The sequence below is a fragment of the Bradyrhizobium sp. INPA03-11B genome (assembly GCF_040446015.1).
Classification (GTDB): Bacteria; Pseudomonadota; Alphaproteobacteria; order Rhizobiales; family Xanthobacteraceae; genus Bradyrhizobium; species Bradyrhizobium macuxiense_A.
Genome location: NZ_JASGSR010000114.1, coordinates 1 through 25265 on the forward strand (window position 1 = coordinate 1; position 25265 = coordinate 25265).

Sequence of the window (25265 nt, forward strand, 5' to 3'; positions counted from 1 at the left end):
ATCAGGAGCCACCTTCAGAATCCCTTTCTGTCGATTTGGCAACTACTTGCCGAAGCCAACATGCGATTCCCCTGCCCCTCCAGGGGAGGATGGATTGCTGCGCCTATCTCAATTCAAGCCCTGTGCGCCGCGGACGAGCCTGCCGGGGCGCGCGCCGGTGGCGTTGCCGTGGCGCTGCGTCACCACGCCGGAGACGATGGTGGCGTCGTAGCCGTCGACCTGCTGCAAGAGGCGGCGGCCGCCGACGGGGAGGTCGTAATGCACCTTCGGCGGATGCAGATGCAGCCGGTCGTAGTCGATCACGTTGACGTCGGCCTTGAAGCCCGGCGCGATCAGGCCGCGATCGGTCAGTCCAACCGACAGCGCGGTCTTGCGCGACTGCGCCGCGATCACGAACGGGATCGACAGCTTCTCGCCGCGGCTGCGGTCGCGCGTCCAGTGCGTCAGGAGATAGGTCGGGAAGCTTGCGTCGCAGATGATGCCGCAATGCGCGCCGCCGTCGGACAGGCCCGGCACGGCGCTCGGTTCGCGCAGCATCTCGTGCACGGCGTCGAGATTGCCGTCGGCATAGTTCAGGAACGGCACATAGAGCATGCCGCGACCCTCGTCGGTCAGCATCGCGTCATAGGCGAGCTCTTCCGGCTGCCGGCCCTGGCGGCGCGCCTGCGGGCCCAGCGCGTTCTCCGGCGGTTGCTCATAGTCCGGCGGATTACCGAGCAGATACATCTTGTCGTAGTTCGGCCGGAAGAACAGCGGATCGTCGGTCGCCGTCGCGCTTTCGCTCAGGATCGCGGCGCGCACCTCGGGCCGGCGCAGATGCGCCAGCCGCTCGGCCAGCGGCAGCTTCGCGATCTCGCGATAGCTCGGATGGGTCTGGAACGGGTTGCGCGACAATTCGAGCCCGAGCAGCAGCCCGACTGGGCGCGCTGCGATCTGGGTCGTGATCGACAGGCCGCGCGCGGCGGCTTCATTGATGGTGTCCATGGTCTGCCGCCAGCGCCGCGGCGCCTTGTCGGCCTGGGCGACCGAGAACGAGATCGGGCATTTGGTGTTCTCGGCGACCCGCAGCATCATCGGCAGATCTTCATGCACGGTGCTCTGGTCGAGCACGAATTGCAGCACGCTGCGGCCGACGCCGTGCATCGCGCCGGCGATTGCGGTCAGTTCATCCTCGCCCGCTTTCAGCGTCGGCGTGTAGTCGCCGGTCGAGGTGCGGTGATTGAGCGTGCGTGAGGTCGAGAAACCCAGCGCGCCGGATCGCACCGCGTCGCCGGCGAGCGCCGCCATCGCCTTGTTGTCTTCCGGCGTTGCGGGATCGCGGCGCGCGCCGCGTTCGCCCATCACATAGACCCGCAGCGCCGCATGCGGCAGCTGCGCGCCGATATCCACGTCGAAGCTCCGCTTCGAGAGCCACTCCATGTAGTCGGGGAAGCTCTCCCACGCCCAGGGAATGCCGGCGGAGAGCACCGGCTCCGGAATGTCCTCGACGCCCTCCATCAGCTGGATCAGGCGGTTGTGGTCGCTCGGCCGGCAGGGCGCGAAGCCGACGCCGCAATTGCCCATGATCGCCGTGGTGACGCCGTTCTGCGACGACGGCGTGATGTCCTGGCTCCAGGTCACCTGACCGTCGTAATGGGTGTGGACGTCGACGAAGCCCGGCGCGACGAGCTTGCCGCGGGCGTCGATCTCTTCCTTGCCTTTTGCGGCGACCTTGCCGACCTCGGTGATCTTGCCGCCTGAGATAGCGACATCGGCTTCATAGAGATCGCCGCCCTTGCCATCGGCGATGGTGCCGCCGCGGATCACGAGGTCTGGGGTTGAGGTCATGGCATTTCATCCCGAGGCTGTTCTTGGTTATGCGGCATCATGGGTTAGCCCTTGATGCTGTCAACCATCGTCGATGAAGCTCTGGGATGCGCTGGCAGTTCTTCGCGCTCTGGCGTTGCCGCCCGGCGGAAATTTGTTCCGCCAGGCAAGCCATCGCTGTCTATCGTGCGCCGAAGAATGCCGTCTTCTGGGTCTCCTCGGCCTGCAACCTGGCGCGCACGCGCATCAGGTCCTTCCAGCCGATATAGCCGACCAGGCGCTGGTCCTCGCGCGAGATCACGGGCAGATGCGAGACGTTGACCTGCATCAGGCGGTCGGCGAGCCGGTCGAGATATTCGTCGGGATAGGCGACGGTGATCTTGCTCCCCGCCAGCAGCTGCTTGAGCGTCGCGGTGCGATGCTTGCCAGCGCGGCGCCAGCGCAACACGGAGGGCGGATCGATCACCCCGAGCACGTGATGATTGGCGTCGACGACGGGGAAGCTCGGATGACCGGTCTTCGGGTTGGTCAGGAAGGCGGCCGCGCCGTGCAGCGTCATGGTGTCGGCGACGGTCTCGACCGCCTTGGTCATGACGTCGCGCACGCGCGTCAGCGCGAAGGGATCGACACGATACTCGCGCACCAGATGATGGCCGCGCCGCGCCACCTTCTCGGTCAGGATCGAGCGCCGCATCAGCAGCACCGTGACGCCATGCGCGCTGCAGCAGGCTGCGATCAGCGGCAGCAGCACGTGGGTGTTGCCGGTGAGCTCGACCGCGAAGAAGGTCGCGGTCAAAGGCGAGCGCATCGTGCCGCCCATCGTTGCCGCCATCGCCAGCAGTGCCCAGAAGCCGGGGCTCGCGGCCGGCAAATAGCCGCTCAGCGCCGTTCCCATCGCGCCGCCCATGATCAGCAGCGGCGCCAGCACACCGCCCGACGTCCCGGAGCCGAGCGCGACCGACCAGATCACGGCCTTCACCACGAGCAGCAGCAGCGCGGCCTTCAGCACTACGTCGCCGCTCAGCATCGAGGCAAGGTTGTCATAGCCGACGCCGAGCGCCTGCGGCTCGATCAGGCCGCCAAGGCCGACGACCAGACCACCGATCAGCGGCCACCACATCCAGTGGATCGGCAGCTTCAGAAACAGGTCCTCGAATCCATAAACCAGCTGGGTGAGCACGCCCGACAGCAGCCCGGAGAGGATTCCGATCAGCATCCAGGCGCCGAGCTGCAGCACCGAGATGTCGACACTGCCCGTGAACGGAAACAGCGGCGCCGGCATGTGCAGGAAGGTGCGCCCGACCGCCGCCACCACGGCGGCGACGGTGACGGGAATGAAGCTGCGCGGCGTCCATTCGAACAGCAGGAGTTCAACCGCGAGCATGATTGCCGCGATCGGCGTTCCGAACACGGTGGTCATGCCGGCAGCGGCGCCGGCCACCAGCAGGGTCTTGCGCTCGTTGTCCGTCACCGGGAGCATCTGCGCAATCAGCGAGCCGATCGCGCCGCCGGTCATGATGATCGGGCCCTCGGCACCGAACGGACCGCCGGTGCCGATCGAAATCGCCGACGACAGCGGCTTGAGGATCGCCACCTTGGGGTCGAGCCGCGAACGACCGAGCAGGATGGCTTCGATGGCTTCGGGAATGCCGTGCCCGCGGATCTTTTCGCTGCCGAAACGCGCCATCAGGCCGATGATCAGCGAGCCGGCGACCGGCACCAGCACGGTCCAGAGGCCGAGCGGCGAGTTCTGCAATTTCAGGTCGGCGAAACTGAACTTGCCGAAATATGCGATGTTGGTGGCAAGCTTGATCAACTCCAGCAGGCCTGCGCCGGCCAGCACGCCGGCGGCGGAGACGAACACGGCGATCGCCGAGATCACCACGACGCGCGGATCGGTGGTGAAGTCGCTCAAGAGGTGGCTCGCCTTGTCGCCGATCTTGGTACTGGTCTTGGCGTTGGTCTTGGCAGCGGCGCTCGATTTGGTGGAAATGACGCTCATCGGTGGCGTAAGGCTCGCGTGTGAAGTGGATGCGCGCGTCATATCGTATTGCGATATAATTACAAGCGGGAGGGATCGAATGGCAGCGATGAAGAGAGCCCCGAAATCGCCGGCCAAATCCCCGATCAAGACCCCGAACAAGGCCCGGAAACGGGTTCCCAGCCAGGCCGATTACGAGGCGCTGTCGCCGCTATCTGATCCGCCGATTTCTGGAATTCAGCCAGGACGCCGCGAAGGCCGCGGGCCTGACGCCGCGGCAGCATCAGGCCTTGCTGGCGATTCGGGGCTATCCGGGCGGTGGCCCGGTCACGATCGGCGACCTCGCCGAGCGGCTGCGGCTTCGCCACCACACCACGGTCGAGCTGGTCGATCGCCTCGCCGAGGCCGGGCTGGTCGCGCGCGTGCTCGATCCCGCCGACCAGCGACGGGCGCTGCTGAAACTAACTCGCCTTGCGACCGATCATCTCGCCGAACTGTCTGCGGTGCATCTCGATGAGCTGTCGCGGATCGAGCCGCTGTTGAAGCAGGTCCTGTCGCGACGATCGGAATGAACGCGTCGTGTACGACGCTTCGCGCGGAATGGGGCGTCCTCGCCCTCGGCTAGCGGTGCGCGGTCAAATGCAACTTGATCGTGTTAATCTCGATACAATTTGCGGCTAATGCACGGTGTAATACGGGAATATGCCTTGTCATTGTCATGAAACCTTCATACACCATGTTGGGGGCGTTACCATTACATGAGCGGCAGCCGGTCGTGATCGATGCGGGCAATGCCATTGCTGTCGGGCATGGCGATCAGGCGGAAGTCGAACTCAAGCTACTTGCGCCGCAAGGAAGCCTCGAGAAGCTGCGCGAGGCGCCGTGCATCGTGCAGCATGCGCGCAATCGCGGCGCATTTCACCGGCTGGAAACGGTGTACTACGACACAGCCGAGCGCTTGCTGTTTCAGCATGGCATGTCGTTGCGCGTCCGCCACAGCGGCAAGACCTTCATCCAGACGCTGAAGCTTCCCCCCAATGCCGCGCAGCCTTTGATGCGCCGCCAATGGGAGATGCCCGTTGCGGGCATGACCCCTGATCTTACGCTATTCCCCGCCGACGAGGTCGGCGATCCCGTTGCGGGGCTGAGCAACGATGCGCTGGTGCCGGTTTTCGAAACGAAGGTGCGCCGGCACGCCCGACAGCTCGATCTGCCCGATGCGTCGGTTGAAGTCGTATTCGACGAGGGGACGATCGAGGCCGCTTCGCGCCAGGAGGTGCTGTCGGAAATCGAGATCGAACTGAAGAGCGGCCATGCCGGCGTCCTGTTCGATCTCGGAACGCAGTTGCTCGACGCGGCGCCGCTGCAGATCGGCACGCGAAGCAAGGCGGAACGCGGCTATGCGCTGGCGTTCGATGTCGCGCCATCCGCAGTGAAGGCCGAGTTGTCGGGCATTACCGCGGAGCTTGCGGTCGACGACGTCATCGCACTGCTGGTGGGCTCCTGCTGGCATCATCTCCTGAAGAATCACGCGGTGGCCGAGCAGGGGACCGACCCTGAAGGCGTGCACCAGATGCGCGTGGCCTTGCGGCGCTTGCGGACGATCTGTGCGCTGTTCCGGCGCGACATTCCATCGCCGGCATTCCTGACGGTCAATGCCGAAGCAAGATGGCTGATGCGGCAACTCGGCAAGGCCCGGGATTGGGACGTGTTCGCCGAAACGACGATCACCCGCCTGGTCAAGGCGGTTCCGGATATCGATCTCGATGGCCTCCGCCAGGCGGTCGAACAGCGTCAGAAGTCGAGCTACGGCGCCTTGCATGGCGTCCTGGCCGATCCCCGTTGCAGCCGCTTCCTGCTCTCGCTGGGGCAGCTGGTGGAGCGGCGCAGCTGGCGCAACGAGATCGACAGCGAAGCGCTGGCGATCCTGTCGCAACCGATGCCGGTGCTTGCCGATCGAATTCTGCAACGGCTGCATCGCAAGACGTTGAAGCGCGGCGCGCGCTTCCGGCGGCTCGATATTGCTGCGCAGCACAATCTGAGGATCAACCTCAAGAAGTTGCGCTATGCCGCGGAGTTCTTCCTGCCGCTTTACGCCGCCCACGCGCCGGCGAAGCGCTACGTGAAGCGGCTCGCCAGGCTGCAGAACAGCCTCGGGCGGGTGTGCGACATTGGCAGCACGCGCGTGCTGCTCCACACCATCGCGCAGGACGACCAGCCTGCGCTGCATCTCGGCATCGGCGCGATGGCCGGCTGGCTGGCCCGCGATCAGATCGCGGTGGCGAAAACGCTGCGCAAGAGTTGGCGGCGGTTCAAGACGACGCCCGTATTCTGGGGCCGGTGAGTCCTAACGGGGCTGCGCCTGGATCGTAAGCTCGGATGCCCGCGGCTTGCGCTCGGTGACCAGCGCCAGCAGCACGGTCAGCACCATGAACACCACCGAGGCGCCGAACACCCAGTGCGGCATGTGCTGGTCCATGATCCAGCCGAACAGCAGCGGGCTGACGATGCCGCCGAAGTTGAAGCCGGTGGAGACGATGCCGAAGGCGCGGCCGGCGGCGCCGGGAGGCGCGGCGTTGCGCACCATCATGTCGCGCGACGGCGCGATCACGCCGCCGAGGAATCCGGCGAGCCCCATCGCGAGCGTGAGCACCACCGGCGGCAGGTCCATCAGCGCAATCAGCAGCACCAGCACGGCATTGACCGCGAAGCAGGCCGCGGCGAGCTGGCTGTGGCGGTGGGTCCAGTCGGCGAGATAGCCGCCGGCGAGCACGCCCGCGGCGCTGGCGCCGAGGAACGCGGTCAGCGCGATATTGGCGGTCGAGAACGATGCGCCGTAACCGCCCATCAGCGCGACCACGCCGAAATTGTTGATGCCCGAGGTCGACAGGCTGAGCAGCGTGAAGAACGCGGTCAGCACCATGAGCGCCGGCGTGATCACGCTGGCCTTCGGCGCCGCATCGTCCTTCGGCTTGTTCTTGTTGGCGCCGGCATCGGGAATGCCGAGCACGATCAGGAACAGCGCCACCAGCGGGCCGATCGCGCCGGCCACGATCAGCGCGCCGAGGCCGCCGATCGAGGCGACGAGCGCCGCCATGATCGCAGGCGCCACCGCGCCACCGAGGAAGCCGGCAAAGGTGTGGATCGAGAAGGCGCGGCCCATCCGCGCCTCGTTCATATGGGCCGAGAGGATGGCGTAGTCGGCCGGATGATAGACGCTGTTGGCGAGGCCGAGCAGCACGGCGCAGACGATCAGCGAGGTATAGCTCAGATGCAGGCCGAGCCCGATCAGCGCGCAGCCGCCGACGGTCAGCCCGACCAGCAGGATCTTGCGCGCGCCGATATGGTCGGCGAGGTAGCCGATCGGCGCCTGGGTCAGGCCCGAGACCACCGCAAACACCGTCAGCGCGAATCCGAGTTCGACATAGCCGACGCCGAGCTGCTGCTTCAGGAACGGGAACAGCATCGGCAGCACGAAGATATGGAAATGGCTGACCCAATGAGCGACCGAAATCCCGGTCAGCGTGCGCAGCGCGCTGTCGGCTTTCGCTTGCTGCGGTGCGGCCAGAATATCGACCATTGCTGATACAACCCTATTCCATAGCGTTTTCGAGCGAAGTGGGCACCGGTTCGCGTGAAGAAAACGCGTCAAATAAGAAGCAAAGCCCGGCAGGGCGGGCCGAAAATAGAGGCTGGCCGCTAATTGTCCATGAACGCAGGCGCATGGCTGCCCCCGGCGCGGGCGTGCCGGATCGACACATGCGGCATTAAAGGCGGCGACAAAGTGCGGCCGCGCGGTGATGATCGGCCATGATCGACGCCAAAAAGCCGCTCCGCGTGCTGGTGTCGGAGGGCTCCAGCACCTCCGGCCGCGAGGCGATCACGATCCTGGGACTGGCCGGCCATCACATCGAGGTCTGCGACCCCTCGCGCTGGTGCCTGGCGCGCTACTCCCGCTTTGTCCGCAAATATCACCATTGCCCGCCGCTGCGATCGGATCCGGCCGGATACCTCGGCTTCGTCGAGCGCCTGCTGACGTCGCGGCATTTCGATGTGCTGCTGCCGACCCATGAGCAGGGCTTCCTGTTTGCCCGTGTCGCGGCGCGGCTGACGTCTCGTACCGGTCTCGCCTTGCCGGACTTCGCGGGCTATCGCGAAGTGCACAGCAAGGCCGGCTTCAGCCGGCTGCTCGACAAGCTCGGCTTGCCGCAGCCGCCGACCCGGATCGTGCGCTCGGCCGAGGAGCTGCGCGACGGCCTGCGTTTTCCATCCGTGGTCAAGACCTCGGTCGGGACCGCGAGCCGCGGCGTCTGGTTCGTGCGTGATGCCGGCGATCTCAACCGTGCGCTCTACGATCTCGAATCCTCCGGCGATCTTGCCGGCGAGGTGCTGGTGCAGGATCTCATCACCGGCACGGTCGAGAAGGCGCAGTCGGTGTTTTGTCGCGGCACGCTGGTCGGCTTCCACGCCTACCGGCAGATCGCGGCCGGCGTCGGTGGCGGCGAGGCGATCAAGGAGAGCGTGAGCCGGCCGGCGATCCGCGCCGCGCTCGAGAGGATCGGTGCGCATCTCGGCTGGCACGGCGCGCTCTCGGTCGATGTCATCATGCCGCTCGACAGTGTGACGCCGCTGTTGATCGACTGCAATCCGCGGCTGGTCGAGCCGATGAATGCGTATCAGTCCGGCACCGATCTGGTCGATCTCTTGCTGCGCGTCTCGCTCGGCGAGACGCCGGCGCCGCTGGCCGAGAGCCGCGCCGGCGTGCGAACGCATCTCGCCATGCAGGCGCTGCTCGGCAGCGCATCGCGCGACGGCACGCGGCGCGACCTGATCCGGGAATGCGGCCGCATCGCCGCGGGCGAAGGGCTCTATCGGGGCAGCGCCGAGGAATTGACGCCGCTCCGGCTCGATTGGCTCAGCGCAGTGCCGCTTGGGATGACGGCCGCGCTGCTGCTGGCCTCGCCGCCGATCGCCGCATCGCTGGCCCGCGGCGGCTTCGGCGCGCATCTGCTCGATCGCGGGAGTATCGAGAAGATCGAGGGGGAGGATTTCGGCTAACTCCATCCCCGCGTCGTCCCGGCGAAAGCCGGGACCCATAACCACGAATGGTCATTGGTGAGCGATGGCGGAATGACGAATCCCATTCACAACATCCGCCGCGGAGTATGGGTCCCGGCTTTCGCCGGGACGACGGGGGATGGATATTGGTCAACCCCTACAACGGCTCGTCATCATTGCCGTAGCGATCGAGCTTCGGCGTGGCGATGTCGCCATCCTCGTAATAATCGTCGTCCTGCGATGCTGCGGGCGGCGGAGGCTTTTTCGACTTGTCGTCGGACTTGTCGCTGCTCCCGGCGCCGCTCTTGCTCTTCTTTCCGGCCTTGGCCATGCGTTTCCCCTGCGCGGGTCAAATCATCTGCCGCAACACTACTCCAGTTTGCGCGCGCATGTAATGTGAGAGGAGGCGCGGCGCGTCACACCCGCCGCGCCGGTAGCTCAGACTATCGCGCCGGCCACGGCTTTTGCCGAGTATCGCTTGTCTGCTGATCGCTGTAAGAGCATGGATCCAATGAGCGTGCAGGATTTTGCCTTGGCGGCCCAGGTCGCGGCGCGGCGCCGGTGGAGCGCTACCGCGGCGCTGCTCGCGCTCGTGGTCCTGCTGCTGGTGCTCTCGCTCGGCATCGGGCCGGTGCGGCTGTCGACGCTTGCGGTGATCGAGGCGCTGTTCGGCGGCGGCAGCGACGTCGCGCAGGTGATCGTGCGCGAGATCCGCCTGCCGCGCACCATTCTGGCGTTCGCGATCGGCGGCATTCTCGGGCTATCGGGCGCGGCGCTGCAGGGCCTGCTGCGCAATCCGCTGGCCTCGCCGTCGCTGTTCGGCGCGCCGCAATCGGCGGCATTCGGCGCGGTGCTGGTGATCGCGCTGGGCCTCGCCGATGTGCGCTCCTACGTGCTGCCGGTGGTGGCGATCATCGCCGCATTCGGCTCGGTGTTCGCGCTGCTCGCGATTGCCGGCCGCAATGCCGGGCTGCTGATCCTGATCCTCGCGGGGCTTGCGATCTCGAGCTTTGCGGGCGCCGCGACCGCGCTGGTGATGAACCTCTCGAGCAATCCCTTCGTGGTGCTGGAGATCGCGTTCTGGCTGCTCGGCTCGCTGGAGGACCGCAGCTTTCAGCACGTGGCGCTGGCGTTGCCCTTCATCATTGCGGGCGGTGCCATCCTGCTGAGCCAGGCCAGCGCCTTCCGCGCGCTGACGCTCGGCGAGGAGGCTGCACAGAGCCTCGGTGTCGATGTCGCCCGGCTGCGGCTCCTCGTGATCACCGGCGTTGCGCTCGGCGTCGGCGGTGCGGTCGCCGTCACCGGCACGATCGGCTTCATCGGCCTCGTCGCGCCGCACCTGATGCGTCCGGTGATCGGTCACGATCCGGCGCGGCTATTGGTGCCGAGCGCGCTCACCGGTGCGGCGCTGCTGCTCGCCGCCGATATCGCGGTGCGCATCATCCCCTCGACCTCGGACATCAAGGTCGGCGTGCTGACCTCGATCATCGGCGTGCCGTTCTTCCTCTACCTCATCATGCGCGAACGCCGCGCGCTCGGCGGAGGCGTGGCATGACGCTGCTCACCGCCACCGGCCTCAGCGCGTCGCTCGGCAACCGCAAGGTGCTGCACGAGATCTCGCTGTCACTCGCTGCGGGCCATCTGGTCGCGCTGGTCGGTCCGAACGGCGCCGGCAAGACCACGCTGCTGCGTGCGCTGGCCGGGCTGATTCCATCCGACGGCGCGATCCGGATCGGCGGCGATGCGCTGGCATCGCTGCCGCTGCGCGAGCGGGCGAAACGTTTCGCCTATCTGCCGCAGGGCCACATGGTGCACTGGCCGCTGCCGGCGCGCGATATCGTCGCGCTCGGCCGCTATCCGCATGGCGCGACCGACCCGGCGCGGCTGTCACCGAGGGATGTCGAGGCGGTGCTGCGGGCGATGCAGGCGGTCGATGTTGAGGCGTTCAGCGATCGCCGCGTCACCGAGCTGTCCGGCGGCGAGCGCAGCCGCGTCGCATTGGCCCGGGTGCTCGCAGTCGAGGCGCCGGTGATACTCGCCGATGAGCCGACCGCCTCGCTCGATCCGCGCCACCAGATCGACGTGATGCAGAAGCTGCGTAATGTCGCCGACACCGGGGTGCTGGTCATCGTAGTGACCCACGATCTCGGGCTCGCCGCGCGCTTTGCCGATCATGTGCTGGTGCTGTCGGAGGGACAGCTGGCGGCGCAGGGCGCGCCGCAGGAGGCGCTGTCGGAGAGCGTTCTGGCTAGTGTGTTCCGGGTCAGCGCCTACCGCGCCGAATTCCAGCGCGAAGCCGTCATCGTGCCATGGGCGGACGTTTGATGATGAAGCGTTGCCACGAACTCGCTGCACCTCTCCCGCATGCGGGGGAGGTCGCTGCGCGCGAAGAGCGCGGCGGGTGGGGGCTGTCTCCACTCGAAGGGTGTTCATTGCGGCGCGACCCCCACCCCAACCCTCCCCCGCAAGCGGGAGAGGGGGCGCAGTTCCGACGCGGCCGGCATCTCGCTTCGTTTCACCTTGTTCTGGCGTTCTCGTTTCTGACGTGGGCGATGTCGTGTGGTGCCGCCTCTGCAGCCGGGCCGCGCATCGTCTCGATGAATGTCTGCAGCGACCAGCTGGTGCTGTCGCTGGCCGACCCGGACCAGATCCTCGGCCTCAGCCGCTTTTCTCGCGACGCCTGGCAATCCTGGGCGGCCGAGCAGGCGCGAAACTATCCGCGCCTGTCGGGCGAGGCCGAGGATGTGCTGGTGCTCAAGCCCGATCTCGTCGTGGTCAGCCTGTTCGACAAGCGCGCGACGCGCGATCTGCTGAAGGCCCACGGGCTGCATCTGGTCGAATTCACCGTGCCGCGCACGCTGGACGAGGTGAGGGACCAGATCCGCGCGATGGGCGATGTGGTGCAGCATCCGGATCGGGCGCGGGCTGAGATCGCTCGCCTTGATGCGGCGATCGCGCGTGCACGGGCGGTGGCTGATGGTCATCACTATCGCGTGCTGCCGGTGGAGCGCCGCGGCTTTGTTTCCGGTGACAGCAGCCTCATCAGCTCGCTAATGGCGGCAACTGGCCTGACCAATGCGGCCGGCGAGCTCGGCCTCGGCGCAGGCGGGTTTGCCTCGCTGGAGGCGATCGTGAAGCTGCGGCCGGATTTCATCCTGGTGTCGGAGGCCGGCGATCGCGCCGAGGATGAAGGCCGCGCTTTCCTGCTGCATCCGGCGCTGGAGCGCTTCTATCCGGAGAACAAGCGCATCGTGCTGCCGGAGCGGCTCACGGTGTGCGGCGGCGTGATGCTGGCGGATGCGCTGGACCGGCTGACGGAAGAGCTGCAGCGGGTGACGCGGTAAACTGCGTAGCCCGGATGGAGCGAAGCGCAATCCGGGGCCGCTCGATCCGCGGATAGGCTTGTCCCGGATTTCGCTGCGCTCCATCCGGGCTACAAGACTATCCCATCACCACGGGCCCGCCGGCCTTCTTCCAGGCGTCGATGCCGCCTTCGATATGGGCGGTGTTCGCCAGCCCCGCCTTCTTCGCGGCGGCCACCGCCATCGCGGAGCGCTCGCCGAAGGCGCAGAAGAACACCACGCGGCGGCCGGTCGCGGCGGCGACTTCGCGCAGCATGCCGCCGGGCTGCAAGGTAGCGCAAATCTGGGGATAGGGCGCGTGCATGGCGCCGGCCAGCGTGCCGTGCTTGGCGCGTTCAGCGCTCTCGCGCAAATCGACCAGGAGGATATCGGGCCGGCCGAGGCTTGCGATGGCATCGCGCGCGTTGAGCGCGAGGCCTTCCTTGGCGAGCTCGTCCTGGTGCAGGCCGACATGCATATTGGCGGGCACCACGACGTCCATCAGCTTCGGATTCGGCAGGTTGAGGTTGTTCATCAGCTCGACATAGTCGTCGATCGATTTCACCTGCAGCCGCGGATTGTAGCGCTTCTCCTCGCCGATGGTGGAGACGGTGTCGCCCTTGTAGTCATGCGCGGGGAATACCATGGTTTCCTCGGGCAGCTTGAGCAGGCGGTTGAAGATCGAATCGTACTGCGCCCGCGCGCTGCCGTTCTGGAAATCAGTGCGGCCGGTGCCGCGGATCAACAACGTATCGCCGGTGAAGACGCGGTCGCCCATCAGGTAGCTATACGAATCGTCGGTGTGGCCGGGCGTGTACATCGCCTCGAGGCAAAGGCCCTCGATCGTCACTCTGTCGCCGTCGGAGACGCGCATCGACACCACGTCGGCCTTGCTCTGCTCGCCCATGATGGTGATGCACTGGGTGCGGTCGCGCAGCTCGCCGAGGCCGGTGACGTGATCGGCATGCAGGTGGGTATCGACGGCTTTCACCAGCCTGAGGTCGAGTTCCTGCAGCAGCTTGCAGTAGCGGTCGGCCTTCTCCAGTACTGGGTCGAGGATCAGCGCCTCGCCGCCGGCGCGGCTCGCGAGCAGATAGCTGTAGGTGCCGGACACGCTGTCGAAGAGCTGGCGAAAGATCATGACGGCTTACCTGTTCTCCGGGTCGAGTCACAGGGAGGATATTATTCCATAGATAGGGTGCATTCAAAGCAAATCCATCCCCGTAAACCCCCTGTCTCCGTCACCCTGAGGAGGCTGCGTAGCAGCCGTCTCGAAGGGTGAACGGCCCAGCTGTTTGACGACGGGAATGGCGGCGCGGAGAAATCGCGGCCGTGCACCCTTCGAGACGCGCTGCGCGCTCCTCCAGCGACAACGGCAAAGCCGTTGCGCGGGGGTGACGGATCATGGAAAGCGCCTACGGCCTCACGTAGCTCCAGCCCTGCTCCTGGAGCTCCATCAGATGCACCACACCTGACGGTACGATGGTGGCGTCGGGTACGACGGGGATCGCGTGGCCCTCGGCCTTCTCCATGCCCTGCCTGGTATTGTTGCAGGCGGAGAACTGGATCTTGCCCGGGAAGACGAAATCCTTGAGCCGCCTGATGCGGTCCTGCACCGGCGAGGTGTCGCTGCGCAGCATGTGCAGGCCGGGACCGTAGGTGACGATGTCGATTTCCACGTCCTCGTTCTTCGCACGGTAGTATTCGATCACGTTGGTCGCGTTGTTGAGCGCGAGATTCATGACCTGCGGGTCGTTCTGGTCGACCTGGATCGCGATGCGATGCGGCTTGTCGCCGGCGAGTGCGCTCGCTGCGAGGGCGAGCGAAAGCAGTGCGGCGGCGGCGAGACGGCGAAGCATTGGGAAGCACACTTGAAGAGGCTCCGCTGTCTCCTCGTCATTGCGAGGAGCGAAGCGACGAAGCAATCCATTCTGTCCCTGCGGCAAAGCATGGATTGCTTCGCTTCGCTCGCAATGACGGTGGGGGCGTTACGGCCTCACCAGCGTGTAGCCGTTCTCGGTGAGCAGCAAGATCTGCGCGACGCCGACCTGCACCGGCGTGGCGGCGGCGATGTAGTCGGGCCGCTTGCCGGTGTCGCGCTCGATCGTGTCGACGGTGTTGAGGCAGACGTCGACCCGCGCGCCCTGCGCGACCAGGCTCTCGACCAGCTTGCGGTTGGCATTGTCGGGCCTGAGCAGGTCGATGCCGGGGCCGAAGGCGACGATCTCGACCGCGACCTTGTCGGGGTCGTAGTGCTTCATCAAATTGCTGGCGACGCTGAGGACGAGGCCCTGCTTCTTCGGGTCGTTGTCGGAGAGCTGCAGCACGACCTTGTGCTCGGCGAACGGCTTGTCCTGCAGCGGCGCCAGCTGGGCGCGGGCAAGCGGCGTCGCCAGCGCGATCGCCGCAAGGCCGAACGCCGCGATGAGCGCGCGCCGCGTCATCCGTGCCTCGCAATGCCCAAATTGTCGTCGACGCCTTTCAGCGTGACGCCGGGCTCGTTGCGGTTCGGCGGCCGGCCGGCGCGCAGATGCCTGGCCACGACATCCCAGATCGGCGCGCCGTTCTGCTGGTTGACCGAGGCCCAGCCCGCTACCTTGTAGTGCTTGCCGACCTCGAGATGCTTGCCGTTGCCGAGCTTCAGCTCGGAGATGCGCTTGCCGACGCTCTCGCCGGGCGAGCAGGTGTAGGCGAGGCCGCCGACGCGAACCATGTCGCCGCCCTGCTGATAATAGGGATCGGCGTTGAACAGATTGTCGCAGACGTCTTCCAGCACGTCCTTGATCTGGCTGCCGGTCATGGTCGCGACGTAGGTCTCGGGATAGGTAATCGCGGTCTCCGACAGCACGTCTTCCATGGTCAGCGGCTGGCCGGCCAGCGTGGTGAGGCCCCAGCGGAAGCCCGGCGACAGCGCGATCTCGGCGTTGAGCTCGTTCAGCAGCGCATCGCAGATCAGCTGGTCGACGGTGCCCGAGAAATTACCGCGGCGGTAGAGCAGTCGGTCGGCGGTGCCGAGCTTGTCGCTCCATTCGTCGAGATGCGGATCGCGCATCTTGTCGATCAGCGTCTGCATCGCGGGATCGGGCTTCAGGAGCTCGGCGAAAACCGGCAGCAGGCGGTAGCGGATATTGGCGACCTTGCCCTTGGCGAGGTCGAGATCGAGCACGCCGATGAACTTGCCGTTGGAGCCGGCATTGGTGACCAGCGTGACGCCGCCGGCATTGGTCACCGTGATCGGGATCGGGATCGCGTCATGGGTGTGGCCGCCGAGGATGACGTCGATGCCGGTGACGCGGCTGGCGAGCTTGAGGTCGACATCCATGCCGTTATGCGACAGCAGGATCACCGCCTCGACCTTGTCGTTGTTGCGGTGGCCGTCGACCAGCTTTTGCAGCTCGTCGTCGCGGATGCCGAACTTCCAGTCCGGCGTGAAGCGCTTGGGGTGCGCGATCGGCACATAGGGGAAGGCCTGGCCGATGATCGCGACGCGATGGCCGCCGATCTCCTTGATGATGGACGGCTTGAACACCCGCCCCGAGGCCGGATCGAACGCCTTGGCGTCGTTGAACGCGGCTTCCTCGGTCAGGAACACGTTCTGCGCCAGGAACTCGCCCTTGAAGCGGGAGAGATTGTCGCGCAGCACCTGCTCGCCATAGGTGAATTCCCAGTGCCCGGTCATCGCTTCGACGCCGAGCAGATTGGCGGCCTCCACCATGTCGGCGCCGTTCATCGCATTGGCAAGGCCGGTGCCCTGCCAGAGGTCGCCGCCGTCGAGCAGGATCGAGCGTTTCTCGCCGACATCGGCGCGCAGCTTGTCGACCAGCGTCTTCAGATGGGCAAAGCCGCCGAGCTTGCCGAAGCGGATGGCGGCCTTCTCGAACTCGACGCAGGTGAAGGCATAGGCGTCGGCGCTGTCGGGCCGGATGCCGAAGCGGTCGAGGAACGCCTTGCCGACCAGATGCGGCGGCTGGCCGGCCATCGCGCCGACACCGATATTGACGCCGGGTTCGCGGAAGAACACCGGCTTCAGCTGCGCATGGGTGTCGGTCAGATGAAGGATGCGGGCGTTGCCGAAGCGTTCGAGGTCGTAGACGCTGGCGGTATCGGCGCTGCGCGCGAGGCGGGGCAGGCCGGCCACAAGCGTCGCGGCGGCCGAAGCTCTCAGGAAATCCCGGCGGCGGATGATCATTACTTTACTCCGCGCGGCCCCTGGCCTGCGCGCCTTTAACGAACTTCCATGTCCTTCCAGCGTTCCTTTTCGCTGGTCGCCTGGAAGATCGATGCCTTTGCCAGCGCCTCGGCCTCCTTGGCCTGGGCGACTGCGGTGTCGAAATCACCAGCCTCACCGGCCTTTTTTGCGGCGGCGAGCGTCGAAGCTGTGGTGGTCCACTGATTGCGCAGGGAGCTGGCTTCCTTGTTGGCGGCTTCAGCGGCGGCGTAGGCCGCCTTGTAGTCGGCCTCGGAGGCCGCAAGGGCACCGGCTGCAGTTGCGAGCAGCAGCGCTGACGCGGCGAAGATCGCTTTGATGGCAGCCCTCATGGCCGCGCTCCCGGCCCCGAAATCGGCAGGCCATTGCTGACATAGGACAAATAGTATTCGAGGTCGCGGTACTCGTCGTCCTGCGGATTGAGCGGCACGCCACGGATCTGGCTGTTGCAGGTGGTGAAGCGGCGGCTGGTCGTGCCCATGCCGCTCCATTCCGAACGGTAGATCGGCATCGCGTTCAGGATGCCGAGCGCCGGCGCCAGCACCTCGGCGCGGATCCGCTCGCCCGGGCTCTGGATGTGGCAGGTGGCGCAGGAGAAATTGAGCTGGCCGCGGCGGGTGTAGAAATACTCCTTGCCCTTCTGGTAGGCCTGAAGCGCGCGCGGATCGTTCGGGATCTTGATGTCCATCGGCTTGCCGCGCGAGGTGAAGGCCATATAGGCGGTGAGCGCCGCCATGTCGTCCTTCACATAGGAGAACGGCGCCTCGCCATTGGCCTCGCGGCAGCGGTTGAGCGCGAGCTCGAGGGTGACGACCTTGCCTTCCTTCTCGTCGAAATAGGGATAGTTCTGGCGGATGCCGATGCCCTTGTTCGGGAAGCAGTCGGCATAGGTCTTGCCGTTCTTGAACGGCGTCGAGAACATTTCCTTGCCGGCTTCGAGCGAGAACTCGTAGGGCGGAAACTGCTCCTTCTCTTCCCACTGCTTGTGCAGGTCCTCATTCATCGAATAGGGACCGTTGACGAAATCCTCGAGCTTCAGCTTGGGGAATTTGGTGGTGAAGAATTTCTGGAACGCGGCCTTGTCGGCGGCGGGATCGACGCTGTCGGCCGCGCGTGCCGGTGCGAGCGCCAGCACGCCGAATAACGTCGTGACTGCTGCCCGGATTGCGAGGCGCCGTGTCATTGAATCTTCGCCGTGGTGGTGTCGGTCGCGCCCTTGTTGTCGACCCAGCTGACTTTCAGATCGTCGCCCTTCTTGCCGCCCTTGAAGGCGAATTTGACGTACGGGTCCTTCGACACGCCGCCGCCCCAGTCGGCGACGAACACCGGCTTGCCGTCATACTCGAAGGTGAGCTGCTGGATGAAATGCGGCGGAATAGTCTCGCCCTTGGCGTCCTTGACGAAGCCGGAATCCATCGGATGCTGGATCAGCGCCTGCACCTCGGTGGTGTCGCCGTTCGAGGTGGCGCGCACGCGAATGCTCGATGCCATCTGATTTTATCCCTTGATTGAACTCAGCCGCCGCAGCCGCCGACGGTGACCTTGATTTCCTTCTGGGCGCTGTAGAGCTTGCCGCCGGCCTCGACGATCACGGTGACGTTGCTGGTCTTGGCCATCTTGATGCGGTTGGCGACGGACGGCAGCGTGCCGGCCGGAATCTTGTAGGATGCGATCAGCGAGATCGGGTTCTCGCTCACCAGGAACGAGATCGAGGTGACGTCTGATAGCGTCGTGGTGGCCGAGATCGGCACCACGGCGCCGTTTTCGGCGATCTCCGGCGCGTCCATCTTGACCTTGTCCGAGGGCTCGGCAGTCTTGCCGTAAAGCGCCTTGATCGCGTCGGCCTCGTTCTTCTGCTTGAACGCCTCTTCCGGATATTTGTCGTTGGCGGCGGCGAGCGCCTGCGGCACGTCGAACGGAATGACGCCAAGGCCGATCAGCGCGGCGACACCCGCGCCCTTCAGCACCAGGCGTCGGTTCGCGAGAAATTCGCTGGTCGTGATGTTCATCGAAAAAATCTCCTCAAGCTGATGTCGCCGCGTCACAGCGTCTGCAGGAAGTCCACCACCGCGTTGATTTCCTTCTCGCTCAAAATCCGGTTTCGGCCGAACGGCGGCATCACGGTCTGCGGGTTGCGCTTGGTCTCGTCGGTCACGATCGCGATCAGCTCGTCGCGGCTGTATTTCGCCTTCAGGCCGGTCAATTCGGGGCCGATGGTGCCGGGCAAGTCGCCGCCCTTGATGATATGGCAGGTCAGGCAATTGCCCTTGCCGCGGTCGAAGGCGAGCTTTTGTCCCTCGGCGGCGGATTGGGCCTGCGCGGGCGCGGCCATGGCGGCGCCCGCCAGCAGCGCCAGGACGAAGGCTGGCTTGGAGAAAGTGGCGATCAAGGACGTTTCCCGGGCTTCAATCTCGATGATCCCATCGCAATATAAAGAGTGGAAAGCACAAAGGCCATCGGCTGGCAACACGGAGAATAGGCGCGTTGCGACGGGGTTAATGGAAGCGTGGTGGTCCGGAACGGGAGTGATCTCCTGCGCCTTCCGCCTGTCATGTTGTGCGGTTGAGATGCGGCCGAACCTTGAGGAGAAGCGCGGTGGCGGAGTTTGTGGTGGAGTTCGGCAAGGACGGCAGCCCGGTCGAGGCGGACGGGCGGCTCGATGCGGCGGCATTCCACCGCAATCACCAGCCGATCTGGGCGATCCTGAAGAATTACCTCGCCGGCCGGTCCGGCGACGTGCTGGAGGCCGGCAGCGGCACCGGCCAGCATGTGGTCTATTTCGCCGGCCAGACGCCCGACATCACCTGGTGGCCGAGCGACCTCCATGGCGCGCATCTGCGCAGCATCGAGGCTTGGCGCGCGCACGCCGCCCTTGCCAACATCCGGCCGCCGCAGCCGATCGATCTGTCCGATCCGGCCTGGTCGCCGGCGCCATCGGACGGCAAAGGCCCGGACAAACTGCTCGCGATCTTCTGCGCCAATGTGATCCACATCGCGCCGTGGCGCGTCGCCGAGGGCCTGTTCGCCGGCGCCGCGCGGCATCTGCGCACCGACGGCCGGCTGTTCCTCTACGGCCCGTTCAAGCGCGGCGGCAAGCACACCGCGCTCAGCAACGCGGTGTTCGATACCTCGCTGCGCGAACGCGATGCCGAATGGGGCGTGCGCGACATCGCCGATGTCGAGGCGCTTGCCGAGCGCGTCGGACTGAAGCTCGCAGGCACTTTCGAGATGCCGGCCAACAACATGATCCTGATGTTCGTGCGGAAGGATGCGGCTCAGTCGTAAGCCAGACACCACCCGTCGCCGCGCAGCCAGCAGCGCTCGTCGGGAAGCTCAGCGTCACGATAAAGCCGCGTCACCTTCTGCCAGCCGCCGCGGGCGAAGGCTTCGGCCAAGGCTTTTTCCGACGCCTCGTCGCGGCCGCCGTCGCAGGGAATGATCGTGACCGGCGATATCCAGGCGGCTTGATAGCCTGCGGCCTCGCGCCGAACCCGGAATACGGCGCCGGATCGCGCCACCTGCTCCGGCGCGCCGCCCTTGAATCCCTCATCCGACGTCAGCGGCAGGATCAGGCGGCCGCCGTCGGCGAGGCCGTCGAGCCATCGCGCGGCGGGTCGGGTGCAACCGGCATTGACGTAGATCACGTCGGCCGAATCGAAGGCGATCAGCGTGCCGTCGCCCGCGATGATCTCGACATTCGGATATGGTGCAAGATTGGCCTTGGCGCGTGCTGCAAGCTCCGCGTCGTATTCGATCCCGGTGACGCGGCCGGACGGCCCGACCAGATGCGCGAGGATGGCGGTGTAGTAGCCGGTGCCGGTTCCGATATGCACCACGTGTTCGCCGCTGGCGGGCGCGGCCTGGTGCATGAGGTAGGCGTGCAGCGAGGGTTGGCCGTTGTTGAGACGGCGCTCGGGCAGCAAGGCGACCAGATCGTTGGTGTAGAGATAGATCGGATCGGCGTCGGGCGTCGGCACATAGTCGCTCCACCATCGCAGCATCATCCATGGCCCGGGGCCGACGAAATCCTCGCGCGGAATGGCGGCGAAGGCTGCAGTCAGGCGCGGATCGACGATATTGGCGGCGGCCAGGATCTGCTTGGCATAGGCTCTGCGGACAATGCGGAGTTCGGCTTGGGGATCCATCGCGGTGCTCCCTCTCAATGTGTCATTTGACACACCGAAGTGTGTGAAATAGCATACCTCGACGACGGAGGCGAGAATGAAGAGACGGCTTTATCCGGCCGTGCTGGAGCGCGGGCCGCGCGGCGCGTTCGGGGCGTGGTTCCCGGATTTCCCCGGCTGCGTCGCCGGCGGCAAGTCGCAGGAAGAGGCGATCGAGCGCGCCGAGCACGCGCTGGCGCAGGCGGTCGACGGCTGGGTAGAGCAGGGCAACGCGCTGCCGGAGCCGACGCCGATCGAGCGCATCGTGCCGCCCAAGGGCTCCGACGTCGCCGCCTTCTTCATGGTCGGCGTCGATCCACCCGATCCGTCCGAGCGCGTCAATGTTTATCTGCCGAAAAGCCTGATCACACGGATCGACAAACGCGCCGCCGAGCTCGGCATGAGCCGTTCGAGCTTCTTCGGCTTTGCGAGCTCGCTCGCGCTCGAATGGCCGGGCGGCTACCCGCGCGGCGCCCCGATCGCGCCGCACTCCAAGGTGCACAAGACCGGCGCACTGCGCGCCGAGAAGCGGACGGGCAGGAAGCCTGCGCGGTAAGTGACGCTCGTCAAGCTCTATCACCGTCACCCTGAGGTGGCCGCTTCTTCAGCGGCCCTCGAAGGGTCGGCGGCCCGGCTCGTGGCCATGCATCCTTCGAGGCTCGCTATGCTCGCACCTCAGGATGACGGGGCTGACAAGGGCGCCTGCCTTTCCATCGCCTGCGGCGCGATCCCTCGTGCGCTTCCCGCATGGCCTTGGTCCGTTTGCGCCGGTTGATCGGCCGCTACCCGCTCTCCATAGTGCGCGCGATTTGGGGGCTCCCGCCGGGGCTTCAGCGCGGGAATGCCGATGATCGACGTGACAGCTGCGGATGAGGCGAGCGACGACGCGCGGGCGCGCGGCAATGTGTGGCGGCTTGCGGCGGCGCAGGCGCTGACCGGGGCCAATTCGGCCGTGATCTTCGCCACTGGCTCGATCGTCGGCGCGTCGCTGGCGCCCGATATCTCGCTCGCGACGGTGCCGCTCTCGATGTATGTGCTCGGGCTTGCCGCCGGCACGCTGCCGACCGGCGCGATCTCGCGCGCCTATGGACGGCGCGTCGCCTTCATCGTCGGCACCTTCTGCGGCACGCTCACCGGCGCGCTCGGCGCCTTCGCGATTCTGCATTCATCGTTCTGGCTGTTTTGCGGCGCGACCTTTCTCGGCGGGCTCTACGGCGCCGTCGCACAGTCCTATCGCTTTGCCGCGGCCGATGGCGCCAGTGTCGCGTTCCGGCCCAAGGCGGTGTCCTGGGTGATGGCCGGCGGCGTGTTCGCCGGCGTGCTCGGGCCGCAGCTCGTGCAATGGACCATGGACATCTGGCCGCCCTATCTGTTCGCGTTCTCCTTCGTGATGCAGGCGCTGGTCGCGCTGGTGGCGATGGCGGTGCTGTCGGGCGTCGACGCGCCGAAACCCGCGGCGGCGGATCTGCATGGCGGCCGCCCTTTGCTCGAGATCGCCAAACAGCCGCGCTTCATTGCCGCCGCGCTGTGCGGCGTGATCGCCTATCCGATGATGAACCTGGTGATGACCTCGGCGCCGCTCGCCATGAAGATGTGCGGCCTGTCGGTCAGCGATTCCAATTTCGGCATCCAGTGGCACATCGTGGCGATGTACGGCCCGAGCTTCTTCACCGGCTCCCTGATCGCCCGCTTCGGCGCGCCCGCCATCGTCGCGCTCGGGCTGGTGCTGGAGGCGGTGGCCGCGATGATCGGGCTGTCGGGGATCACGGCGCCGCACTTCTGGGCCACGCTGATCGTGCTCGGCGTCGGCTGGAATTTTGCGTTCGTCGGCGCCTCCGCGCTGGTGCTGGAAACGCACCGGCCGCAGGAGCGCAACAAGGTGCAGGCGTTCAACGATTTCCTCGTGTTCGGCATGATGGCGATCGGCTCGTTCTCGTCGGGCCAGCTGCTCGCGCATTACGGCTGGAACGCCGTCAACATGGTGGTGTTTCCGCCTGTTCTGCTCGGCCTCGTCGTGCTGTCGCTGGCCTCGTTCGCCAAGCGGCGCGCGAAATTGCGCGCGGTGGATGAAATCCCGGACCCAAGCATCTAGTCCACTGCTGCCAATTGCTGACACTTCGATCAGCTTCGAAATGATCGGCTTGCACGGCTCCTTACATCGTGAGAACGGATGAATCCGGTCATGACGATGTCAGAAGCAAGAGCAAGAAATGGACGCATCCTCACCCACGCTACCTGACGAATCCTCGCTTGGTTACGAAGGTTGGCGTATCGTCATCGTCTGCTTCCTGCTTGCGACCTTCGGCTGGGGCCTCGGCTTCTACGGGCAGAGCGTCTATGTCGCCGAACTGCACAAGCTGCACGGCTGGCCGGCGTCGCTGATCTCGTCGGGCACCACCTTCTTCTATCTGTTCGGCGCCGCGCTGGTGGCCTTCGTCAGTGAGGCGATCAAGGCGTTCGGTGCGCGCAGCTGCCTGATCGCGGGCACCTTCGCGATGGCGATCGCGGCGGTTGCGATCGGCGAGGTGCGCGCGCCGTGGCAGCTCTATCTCGCCGATGCGCTGCTGGCGTTCGGCTGGGCCGGCACCAGCCTCGGCATCATCACCAACACGCTCGGCCTGTGGTTCGACAAGAAGCGCGGCATGGCGATCAGCCTGGCGCTGAACGGCGCCAGCTTCGGCGGCATCGTCGGCGTGCCGCTGCTGGTGGCGGGCATCGGCACGTTCGGTTTCTCCGGCGCGATGATCGCAGCAGCCGGGCTGCTGATCGTGGTGATGGTGCCTGTGATCCTGATCTTCGTCGGGCGACCGCCGGTGCATCTGCATGCGGTGACGGCGGCCGCGGCCGACGCGCCGTCGGCGACCCAGGTGCGCGCCAATGCGCTGCGCGACATCCGCTTCCTCTCGGTCTCGGTTGCCTTCGCGCTGGTGCTGTTCGCCCAGGTCGGCTTCATCGTGCATCTGATCGCCTATCTCGATCAGGTGATCGGCCGCGAGCGCGCGACGGTGGCGATGGCGCTGCTGACCGCGATGGCCGTGGTCGGCCGGGTCTCCTTCTCCTTCGTGATCGACCAGCTCAACCAGCGCCTTGCTTCGGCGCTGTCCTTTGTCAGCCAGGCGATCGCGCTCGTCATCATCATCAACGTGCACAACGACCTCGTGCAGATCGCAGCCTGCGCGCTGTTCGGCTTCTCGGTCGGCAATCTGATCACGCTGCCGGCGCTGATCGTGCAGCGCGAGTTCGACCCGCGCGCGTTCGGCGTGCTGGTCAGCCTGATCACCGCGATCAACCAGATCACCTACGCTTTCGGCCCCGGCGTGATCGGCCTGCTGCACGATCTCTCCGGCAGCTACACGCTGCCGTTCTATGGCTGCATCGGCCTCGAATTGATCGCGGCGATGGCGATCATGAGCGGCCGAAAAACGTAGCAAGTAGCCCGGATGGAGCGAAGCGCAATCCGGGGACGGTCTTGCCGCTTGGAACGAACCCCGGATTTCGCTGCGCTGCATCCGGGCTACGATCTCGCCTTGCGTCGCGGCTTCTTCGCCTTCTTCGGTGCCTCCATCTTCCCGGTCGCGGCGACGCGCAGCAGGCGGCGGAAGGTCGGACATTCCATGTGGCTCGGCGCCGGGCAGACGGCGGCGTGGCGCAGGCCGTTGCGCATCGCGTTGAGCCGGCGGATGGTGCGGTCGAGTTCGTCCGCCTTGGCCGCCAGCATTTTCCGGTCGATGCGCGGCCTGCCGTCGGGCGCGAACATCCTTCCGATCTCGTCGAGGGTGAAGCCGGAAGCGCGCCCGAGCGCGATCAGCGCCAGCCGGTCCAGCACGGCCGGCTCGAACAGGCGGCGGAGCCCGCGCCGTCCATGCGAGGCGATCAGTCCCTTTTCCTCGTAGAAGCGCAAGGTCGAGGCACGAACGCCCGACAGTTCCGCCACCTCCGCGATGTCGATGTCCCGCATGGCTCTTGACCTCAAGTTCACTTGAACTGGCAGAGTGCCGCAAGCCGCTCGCGCAAAGCAAGCATCAGGGCAACCGATCAGGCAAGAAGGACGAGAATCATGGATTCCGCATCGCAGGCCGACGACGAGCAGTGCAAACTCTGGAACGGCGCCGCCGGGCGCGCCTGGGTCGAGACGCGCGAGGTGCTCGAAGGGCTATTCAAGCCGCTCGAGGATCTGCTCGTCGGGGCAGTGTCCGATGCCGCGGCGAGCCGCGTGCTCGATATCGGCTGCGGCACCGGCGCCACGACCTTCGCCGCGGCTCAGGCGCTCGGCCCGAAGGGGCATTGCACCGGCATCGACATCTCCCAGCCGATGATCGCGGCGGCACGCGCCCGTGCGGAGCGAGAACGGCGACCGGCCAGCTTCATCTGCGCGGACGCGCAGACCCATCCGTTCACGCCGGCGAGTTTCGACATGATCATCTCACGGCTCGGCGTGATGTTCTTTGCCGATCCGGTGCAGGCCTTCGCCAATCTGCGCCGCGCGGCCCGGCCCGGGGCTGCGCTCCAATTCATCGCGTGGCGCAGCGCGGCCGAGAACCCGTTCATGACGACGGCGGAGCGGGCGGCGAAGCCGCTGCTGCCGCAGCTTCCGCCGCGGCGCGCCGATGCGCCGGGGCAGTTCGGCTTCGCGGACCGCAAGCGGGTCGAGAGCATCCTGAAGGACAGCGGCTGGGACGCGATCGCGGTCGAGCCGGTCGATGTCGCCC

General features: G+C 66.1%; 25 protein-coding genes and 1 pseudogene. 11 read left to right on the forward strand and 15 right to left on the reverse strand.

Features of this window, described 5'->3' with window-relative positions; translation table 11 throughout:
* Nucleotides 1-108: 108 nt before the first annotated feature.
* A complete protein-coding gene (locus QMZ05_RS32525; RefSeq protein WP_353704469.1) occupies nucleotides 109-1827 on the reverse strand; it encodes an amidohydrolase family protein in 1719 nt (572 codons plus the stop codon).
* A 160-nt stretch (nucleotides 1828-1987) separates the two neighbouring features.
* Nucleotides 1988-3808 (reverse strand): chloride channel protein, encoded by a 1821-nt coding sequence (locus tag QMZ05_RS32530; RefSeq protein WP_353704470.1) that lies wholly within the window; start codon nucleotides 3806-3808, stop codon nucleotides 1988-1990.
* An 88-nt stretch (nucleotides 3809-3896) separates the two neighbouring features.
* Here QMZ05_RS32530 and QMZ05_RS32535 point away from each other — a divergent pair.
* A pseudogene (locus QMZ05_RS32535) lies at nucleotides 3897-4359 on the forward strand (helix-turn-helix domain-containing protein).
* A 203-nt stretch (nucleotides 4360-4562) separates the two neighbouring features.
* Entirely contained in the window at nucleotides 4563-6131 is a 1569-nt protein-coding gene (locus tag QMZ05_RS32540; RefSeq protein WP_353704471.1) for a CHAD domain-containing protein, read from the forward strand.
* A 3-nt stretch (nucleotides 6132-6134) separates the two neighbouring features.
* Here the strand turns inward: QMZ05_RS32540 and QMZ05_RS32545 are convergent, their stop codons facing one another.
* Nucleotides 6135-7367: an MFS transporter gene (locus QMZ05_RS32545; protein ID WP_353704472.1), complete on the reverse strand. Its 1233-nt coding sequence runs from the start codon at nucleotides 7365-7367 to the stop codon at nucleotides 6135-6137.
* A 230-nt stretch (nucleotides 7368-7597) separates the two neighbouring features.
* Between QMZ05_RS32545 and QMZ05_RS32550 the strand changes: the two genes are divergently transcribed.
* Nucleotides 7598-8845 (forward strand): hypothetical protein, encoded by a 1248-nt coding sequence (locus QMZ05_RS32550; RefSeq protein ID WP_353704473.1) that lies wholly within the window; start codon nucleotides 7598-7600, stop codon nucleotides 8843-8845.
* Between the two features lie 157 nt (nucleotides 8846-9002).
* Here QMZ05_RS32550 and QMZ05_RS32555 read toward each other — a convergent pair whose 3' ends face one another.
* A complete protein-coding gene (locus tag QMZ05_RS32555) occupies nucleotides 9003-9176 on the reverse strand; it encodes a hypothetical protein (protein WP_353704474.1) in 174 nt (57 codons plus the stop codon).
* 180 nt (nucleotides 9177-9356) lie between these two features.
* On the opposite strand from QMZ05_RS32555, the gene QMZ05_RS32560 reads away from it, so the two are divergent.
* The 3 genes from QMZ05_RS32560 (at nucleotide 9357) to QMZ05_RS32570 (ending at nucleotide 12189) form a co-directional block, all read left to right on the forward strand.
* Entirely contained in the window at nucleotides 9357-10400 is a 1044-nt protein-coding gene (locus QMZ05_RS32560) for an iron ABC transporter permease (RefSeq protein WP_353704475.1), read from the forward strand.
* Nucleotides 10397-11170: an ABC transporter ATP-binding protein gene (locus tag QMZ05_RS32565; protein ID WP_353704476.1), complete on the forward strand. Its 774-nt coding sequence runs from the start codon at nucleotides 10397-10399 to the stop codon at nucleotides 11168-11170. The genes QMZ05_RS32560 and QMZ05_RS32565 overlap by 4 nt, the downstream gene beginning before the upstream one ends.
* A 227-nt stretch (nucleotides 11171-11397) precedes the next feature.
* Nucleotides 11398-12189 (forward strand): ABC transporter substrate-binding protein, encoded by a 792-nt coding sequence (locus QMZ05_RS32570; protein ID WP_353704477.1) that lies wholly within the window; start codon nucleotides 11398-11400, stop codon nucleotides 12187-12189.
* Nucleotides 12190-12286: 97 nt separating this feature from the next.
* On the opposite strand, the gene QMZ05_RS32575 is transcribed toward QMZ05_RS32570, so the two are convergent.
* From QMZ05_RS32575 to soxX, 9 genes are all read right to left on the reverse strand, one after another.
* Entirely contained in the window at nucleotides 12287-13327 is a 1041-nt protein-coding gene (locus QMZ05_RS32575; protein WP_279710999.1) for an MBL fold metallo-hydrolase, read from the reverse strand.
* A 274-nt stretch (nucleotides 13328-13601) separates the two neighbouring features.
* Nucleotides 13602-14045: a DsrE family protein gene (locus tag QMZ05_RS32580; protein ID WP_353704478.1), complete on the reverse strand. Its 444-nt coding sequence runs from the start codon at nucleotides 14043-14045 to the stop codon at nucleotides 13602-13604.
* Between the two features lie 129 nt (nucleotides 14046-14174).
* Nucleotides 14175-14630: a hypothetical protein gene (locus tag QMZ05_RS32585; protein ID WP_353704479.1), complete on the reverse strand. Its 456-nt coding sequence runs from the start codon at nucleotides 14628-14630 to the stop codon at nucleotides 14175-14177.
* Nucleotides 14627-16375, reverse strand: a complete 1749-nt coding sequence (soxB, locus tag QMZ05_RS32590; RefSeq protein WP_353704480.1) for a thiosulfohydrolase SoxB — start codon at nucleotides 16373-16375, stop codon at nucleotides 14627-14629. The genes QMZ05_RS32585 and soxB overlap by 4 nt, the downstream gene beginning before the upstream one ends.
* A 35-nt stretch (nucleotides 16376-16410) precedes the next feature.
* Nucleotides 16411-16725, reverse strand: coding sequence for a hypothetical protein (locus QMZ05_RS32595; RefSeq protein ID WP_353704481.1), 315 nt, complete (start codon nucleotides 16723-16725; stop codon nucleotides 16411-16413).
* Complete coding sequence (soxA, locus tag QMZ05_RS32600) at nucleotides 16722-17576, reverse strand: sulfur oxidation c-type cytochrome SoxA (RefSeq protein ID WP_353704482.1); 855 nt, start codon at nucleotides 17574-17576, stop codon at nucleotides 16722-16724. The genes QMZ05_RS32595 and soxA overlap by 4 nt, the downstream gene beginning before the upstream one ends.
* On the reverse strand, nucleotides 17573-17884 hold the full coding sequence (gene soxZ, locus QMZ05_RS32605; protein WP_353704483.1) for a thiosulfate oxidation carrier complex protein SoxZ: 312 nt from the start codon (nucleotides 17882-17884) through the stop codon (nucleotides 17573-17575). The genes soxA and soxZ overlap by 4 nt, the downstream gene beginning before the upstream one ends.
* A gap of 23 nt (nucleotides 17885-17907) precedes the next feature.
* Nucleotides 17908-18402, reverse strand: a complete 495-nt coding sequence (gene soxY, locus QMZ05_RS32610; RefSeq protein WP_353704484.1) for a thiosulfate oxidation carrier protein SoxY — start codon at nucleotides 18400-18402, stop codon at nucleotides 17908-17910.
* 32 nt (nucleotides 18403-18434) lie between these two features.
* On the reverse strand, nucleotides 18435-18725 hold the full coding sequence (gene soxX / locus QMZ05_RS32615; RefSeq protein WP_353704492.1) for a sulfur oxidation c-type cytochrome SoxX: 291 nt from the start codon (nucleotides 18723-18725) through the stop codon (nucleotides 18435-18437).
* Nucleotides 18726-18988: 263 nt separating this feature from the next.
* Here soxX and QMZ05_RS32620 point away from each other — a divergent pair, with 263 nt between their 5' ends.
* The gene (locus QMZ05_RS32620; protein WP_353704485.1) at nucleotides 18989-19678 is read left to right on the forward strand and encodes a DUF938 domain-containing protein; all 690 of its coding nucleotides are present in this window, start codon (nucleotides 18989-18991) and stop codon (nucleotides 19676-19678) included.
* On the opposite strand, the gene QMZ05_RS32625 is transcribed toward QMZ05_RS32620, so the two are convergent.
* Nucleotides 19669-20538 (reverse strand): methyltransferase domain-containing protein, encoded by an 870-nt coding sequence (locus QMZ05_RS32625; protein ID WP_353704486.1) that lies wholly within the window; start codon nucleotides 20536-20538, stop codon nucleotides 19669-19671. The genes QMZ05_RS32620 and QMZ05_RS32625 overlap by 10 nt on opposite strands.
* 76 nt (nucleotides 20539-20614) lie before the next feature.
* On the opposite strand from QMZ05_RS32625, the gene QMZ05_RS32630 reads away from it, so the two are divergent.
* The 3 genes from QMZ05_RS32630 (at nucleotide 20615) to QMZ05_RS32640 (ending at nucleotide 23984) form a co-directional block, all read left to right on the forward strand.
* Nucleotides 20615-21112, forward strand: a complete 498-nt coding sequence (locus tag QMZ05_RS32630; protein ID WP_353704487.1) for a type II toxin-antitoxin system HicB family antitoxin — start codon at nucleotides 20615-20617, stop codon at nucleotides 21110-21112.
* A gap of 291 nt (nucleotides 21113-21403) precedes the next feature.
* Entirely contained in the window at nucleotides 21404-22648 is a 1245-nt protein-coding gene (locus QMZ05_RS32635) for an MFS transporter (RefSeq protein WP_353704488.1), read from the forward strand.
* A gap of 118 nt (nucleotides 22649-22766) precedes the next feature.
* Nucleotides 22767-23984 (forward strand): MFS transporter, encoded by a 1218-nt coding sequence (locus QMZ05_RS32640; protein WP_353704489.1) that lies wholly within the window; start codon nucleotides 22767-22769, stop codon nucleotides 23982-23984.
* 86 nt (nucleotides 23985-24070) lie between these two features.
* Here QMZ05_RS32640 and QMZ05_RS32645 read toward each other — a convergent pair whose 3' ends face one another.
* A complete protein-coding gene (locus QMZ05_RS32645) occupies nucleotides 24071-24514 on the reverse strand; it encodes a helix-turn-helix domain-containing protein (protein ID WP_353704490.1) in 444 nt (147 codons plus the stop codon).
* A 99-nt stretch (nucleotides 24515-24613) separates the two neighbouring features.
* Here QMZ05_RS32645 and QMZ05_RS32650 point away from each other — a divergent pair.
* On the forward strand, nucleotides 24614-25265 hold a 652-nt coding region (locus QMZ05_RS32650), incomplete at its 3' end, for a class I SAM-dependent methyltransferase (RefSeq protein ID WP_353704491.1).

Coding starts and splice junctions, on each gene's coding strand:
- QMZ05_RS32525 (WP_353704469.1), bottom strand. CDS start 1,827: ATGACCTCAACCCCAGACCTCGTGATCCGCGGCGGCACCATCGCCGAT.
- QMZ05_RS32530 (WP_353704470.1), bottom strand. CDS start 3,808: ATGAGCGTCATTTCCACCAAATCGAGCGCCGCTGCCAAGACCAACGCC.
- QMZ05_RS32545 (WP_353704472.1), bottom strand. CDS start 7,367: ATGGTCGATATTCTGGCCGCACCGCAGCAAGCGAAAGCCGACAGCGCG.
- QMZ05_RS32550 (WP_353704473.1), top strand. CDS start 7,598: ATGATCGACGCCAAAAAGCCGCTCCGCGTGCTGGTGTCGGAGGGCTCC.
- QMZ05_RS32555 (WP_353704474.1), bottom strand. CDS start 9,176: ATGGCCAAGGCCGGAAAGAAGAGCAAGAGCGGCGCCGGGAGCAGCGAC.
- QMZ05_RS32560 (WP_353704475.1), top strand. CDS start 9,357: ATGAGCGTGCAGGATTTTGCCTTGGCGGCCCAGGTCGCGGCGCGGCGC.
- QMZ05_RS32565 (WP_353704476.1), top strand. CDS start 10,397: ATGACGCTGCTCACCGCCACCGGCCTCAGCGCGTCGCTCGGCAACCGC.
- QMZ05_RS32570 (WP_353704477.1), top strand. CDS start 11,398: ATGTCGTGTGGTGCCGCCTCTGCAGCCGGGCCGCGCATCGTCTCGATG.
- QMZ05_RS32575 (WP_279710999.1), bottom strand. CDS start 13,327: ATGATCTTTCGCCAGCTCTTCGACAGCGTGTCCGGCACCTACAGCTAT.
- QMZ05_RS32580 (WP_353704478.1), bottom strand. CDS start 14,045: ATGCTTCGCCGTCTCGCCGCCGCCGCACTGCTTTCGCTCGCCCTCGCA.
- QMZ05_RS32585 (WP_353704479.1), bottom strand. CDS start 14,630: ATGACGCGGCGCGCGCTCATCGCGGCGTTCGGCCTTGCGGCGATCGCG.
- soxB (WP_353704480.1), bottom strand. CDS start 16,375: ATGATCATCCGCCGCCGGGATTTCCTGAGAGCTTCGGCCGCCGCGACG.
- QMZ05_RS32595 (WP_353704481.1), bottom strand. CDS start 16,725: ATGAGGGCTGCCATCAAAGCGATCTTCGCCGCGTCAGCGCTGCTGCTC.
- soxA (WP_353704482.1), bottom strand. CDS start 17,576: ATGACACGGCGCCTCGCAATCCGGGCAGCAGTCACGACGTTATTCGGC.
- soxZ (WP_353704483.1), bottom strand. CDS start 17,884: ATGGCATCGAGCATTCGCGTGCGCGCCACCTCGAACGGCGACACCACC.
- soxY (WP_353704484.1), bottom strand. CDS start 18,402: ATGAACATCACGACCAGCGAATTTCTCGCGAACCGACGCCTGGTGCTG.
- soxX (WP_353704492.1), bottom strand. CDS start 18,725: ATGGCCGCGCCCGCGCAGGCCCAATCCGCCGCCGAGGGACAAAAGCTC.
- QMZ05_RS32625 (WP_353704486.1), bottom strand. CDS start 20,538: ATGGATCCCCAAGCCGAACTCCGCATTGTCCGCAGAGCCTATGCCAAG.
- QMZ05_RS32630 (WP_353704487.1), top strand. CDS start 20,615: ATGAAGAGACGGCTTTATCCGGCCGTGCTGGAGCGCGGGCCGCGCGGC.
- QMZ05_RS32635 (WP_353704488.1), top strand. CDS start 21,404: ATGATCGACGTGACAGCTGCGGATGAGGCGAGCGACGACGCGCGGGCG.
- QMZ05_RS32640 (WP_353704489.1), top strand. CDS start 22,767: ATGGACGCATCCTCACCCACGCTACCTGACGAATCCTCGCTTGGTTAC.
- QMZ05_RS32645 (WP_353704490.1), bottom strand. CDS start 24,514: ATGCGGGACATCGACATCGCGGAGGTGGCGGAACTGTCGGGCGTTCGT.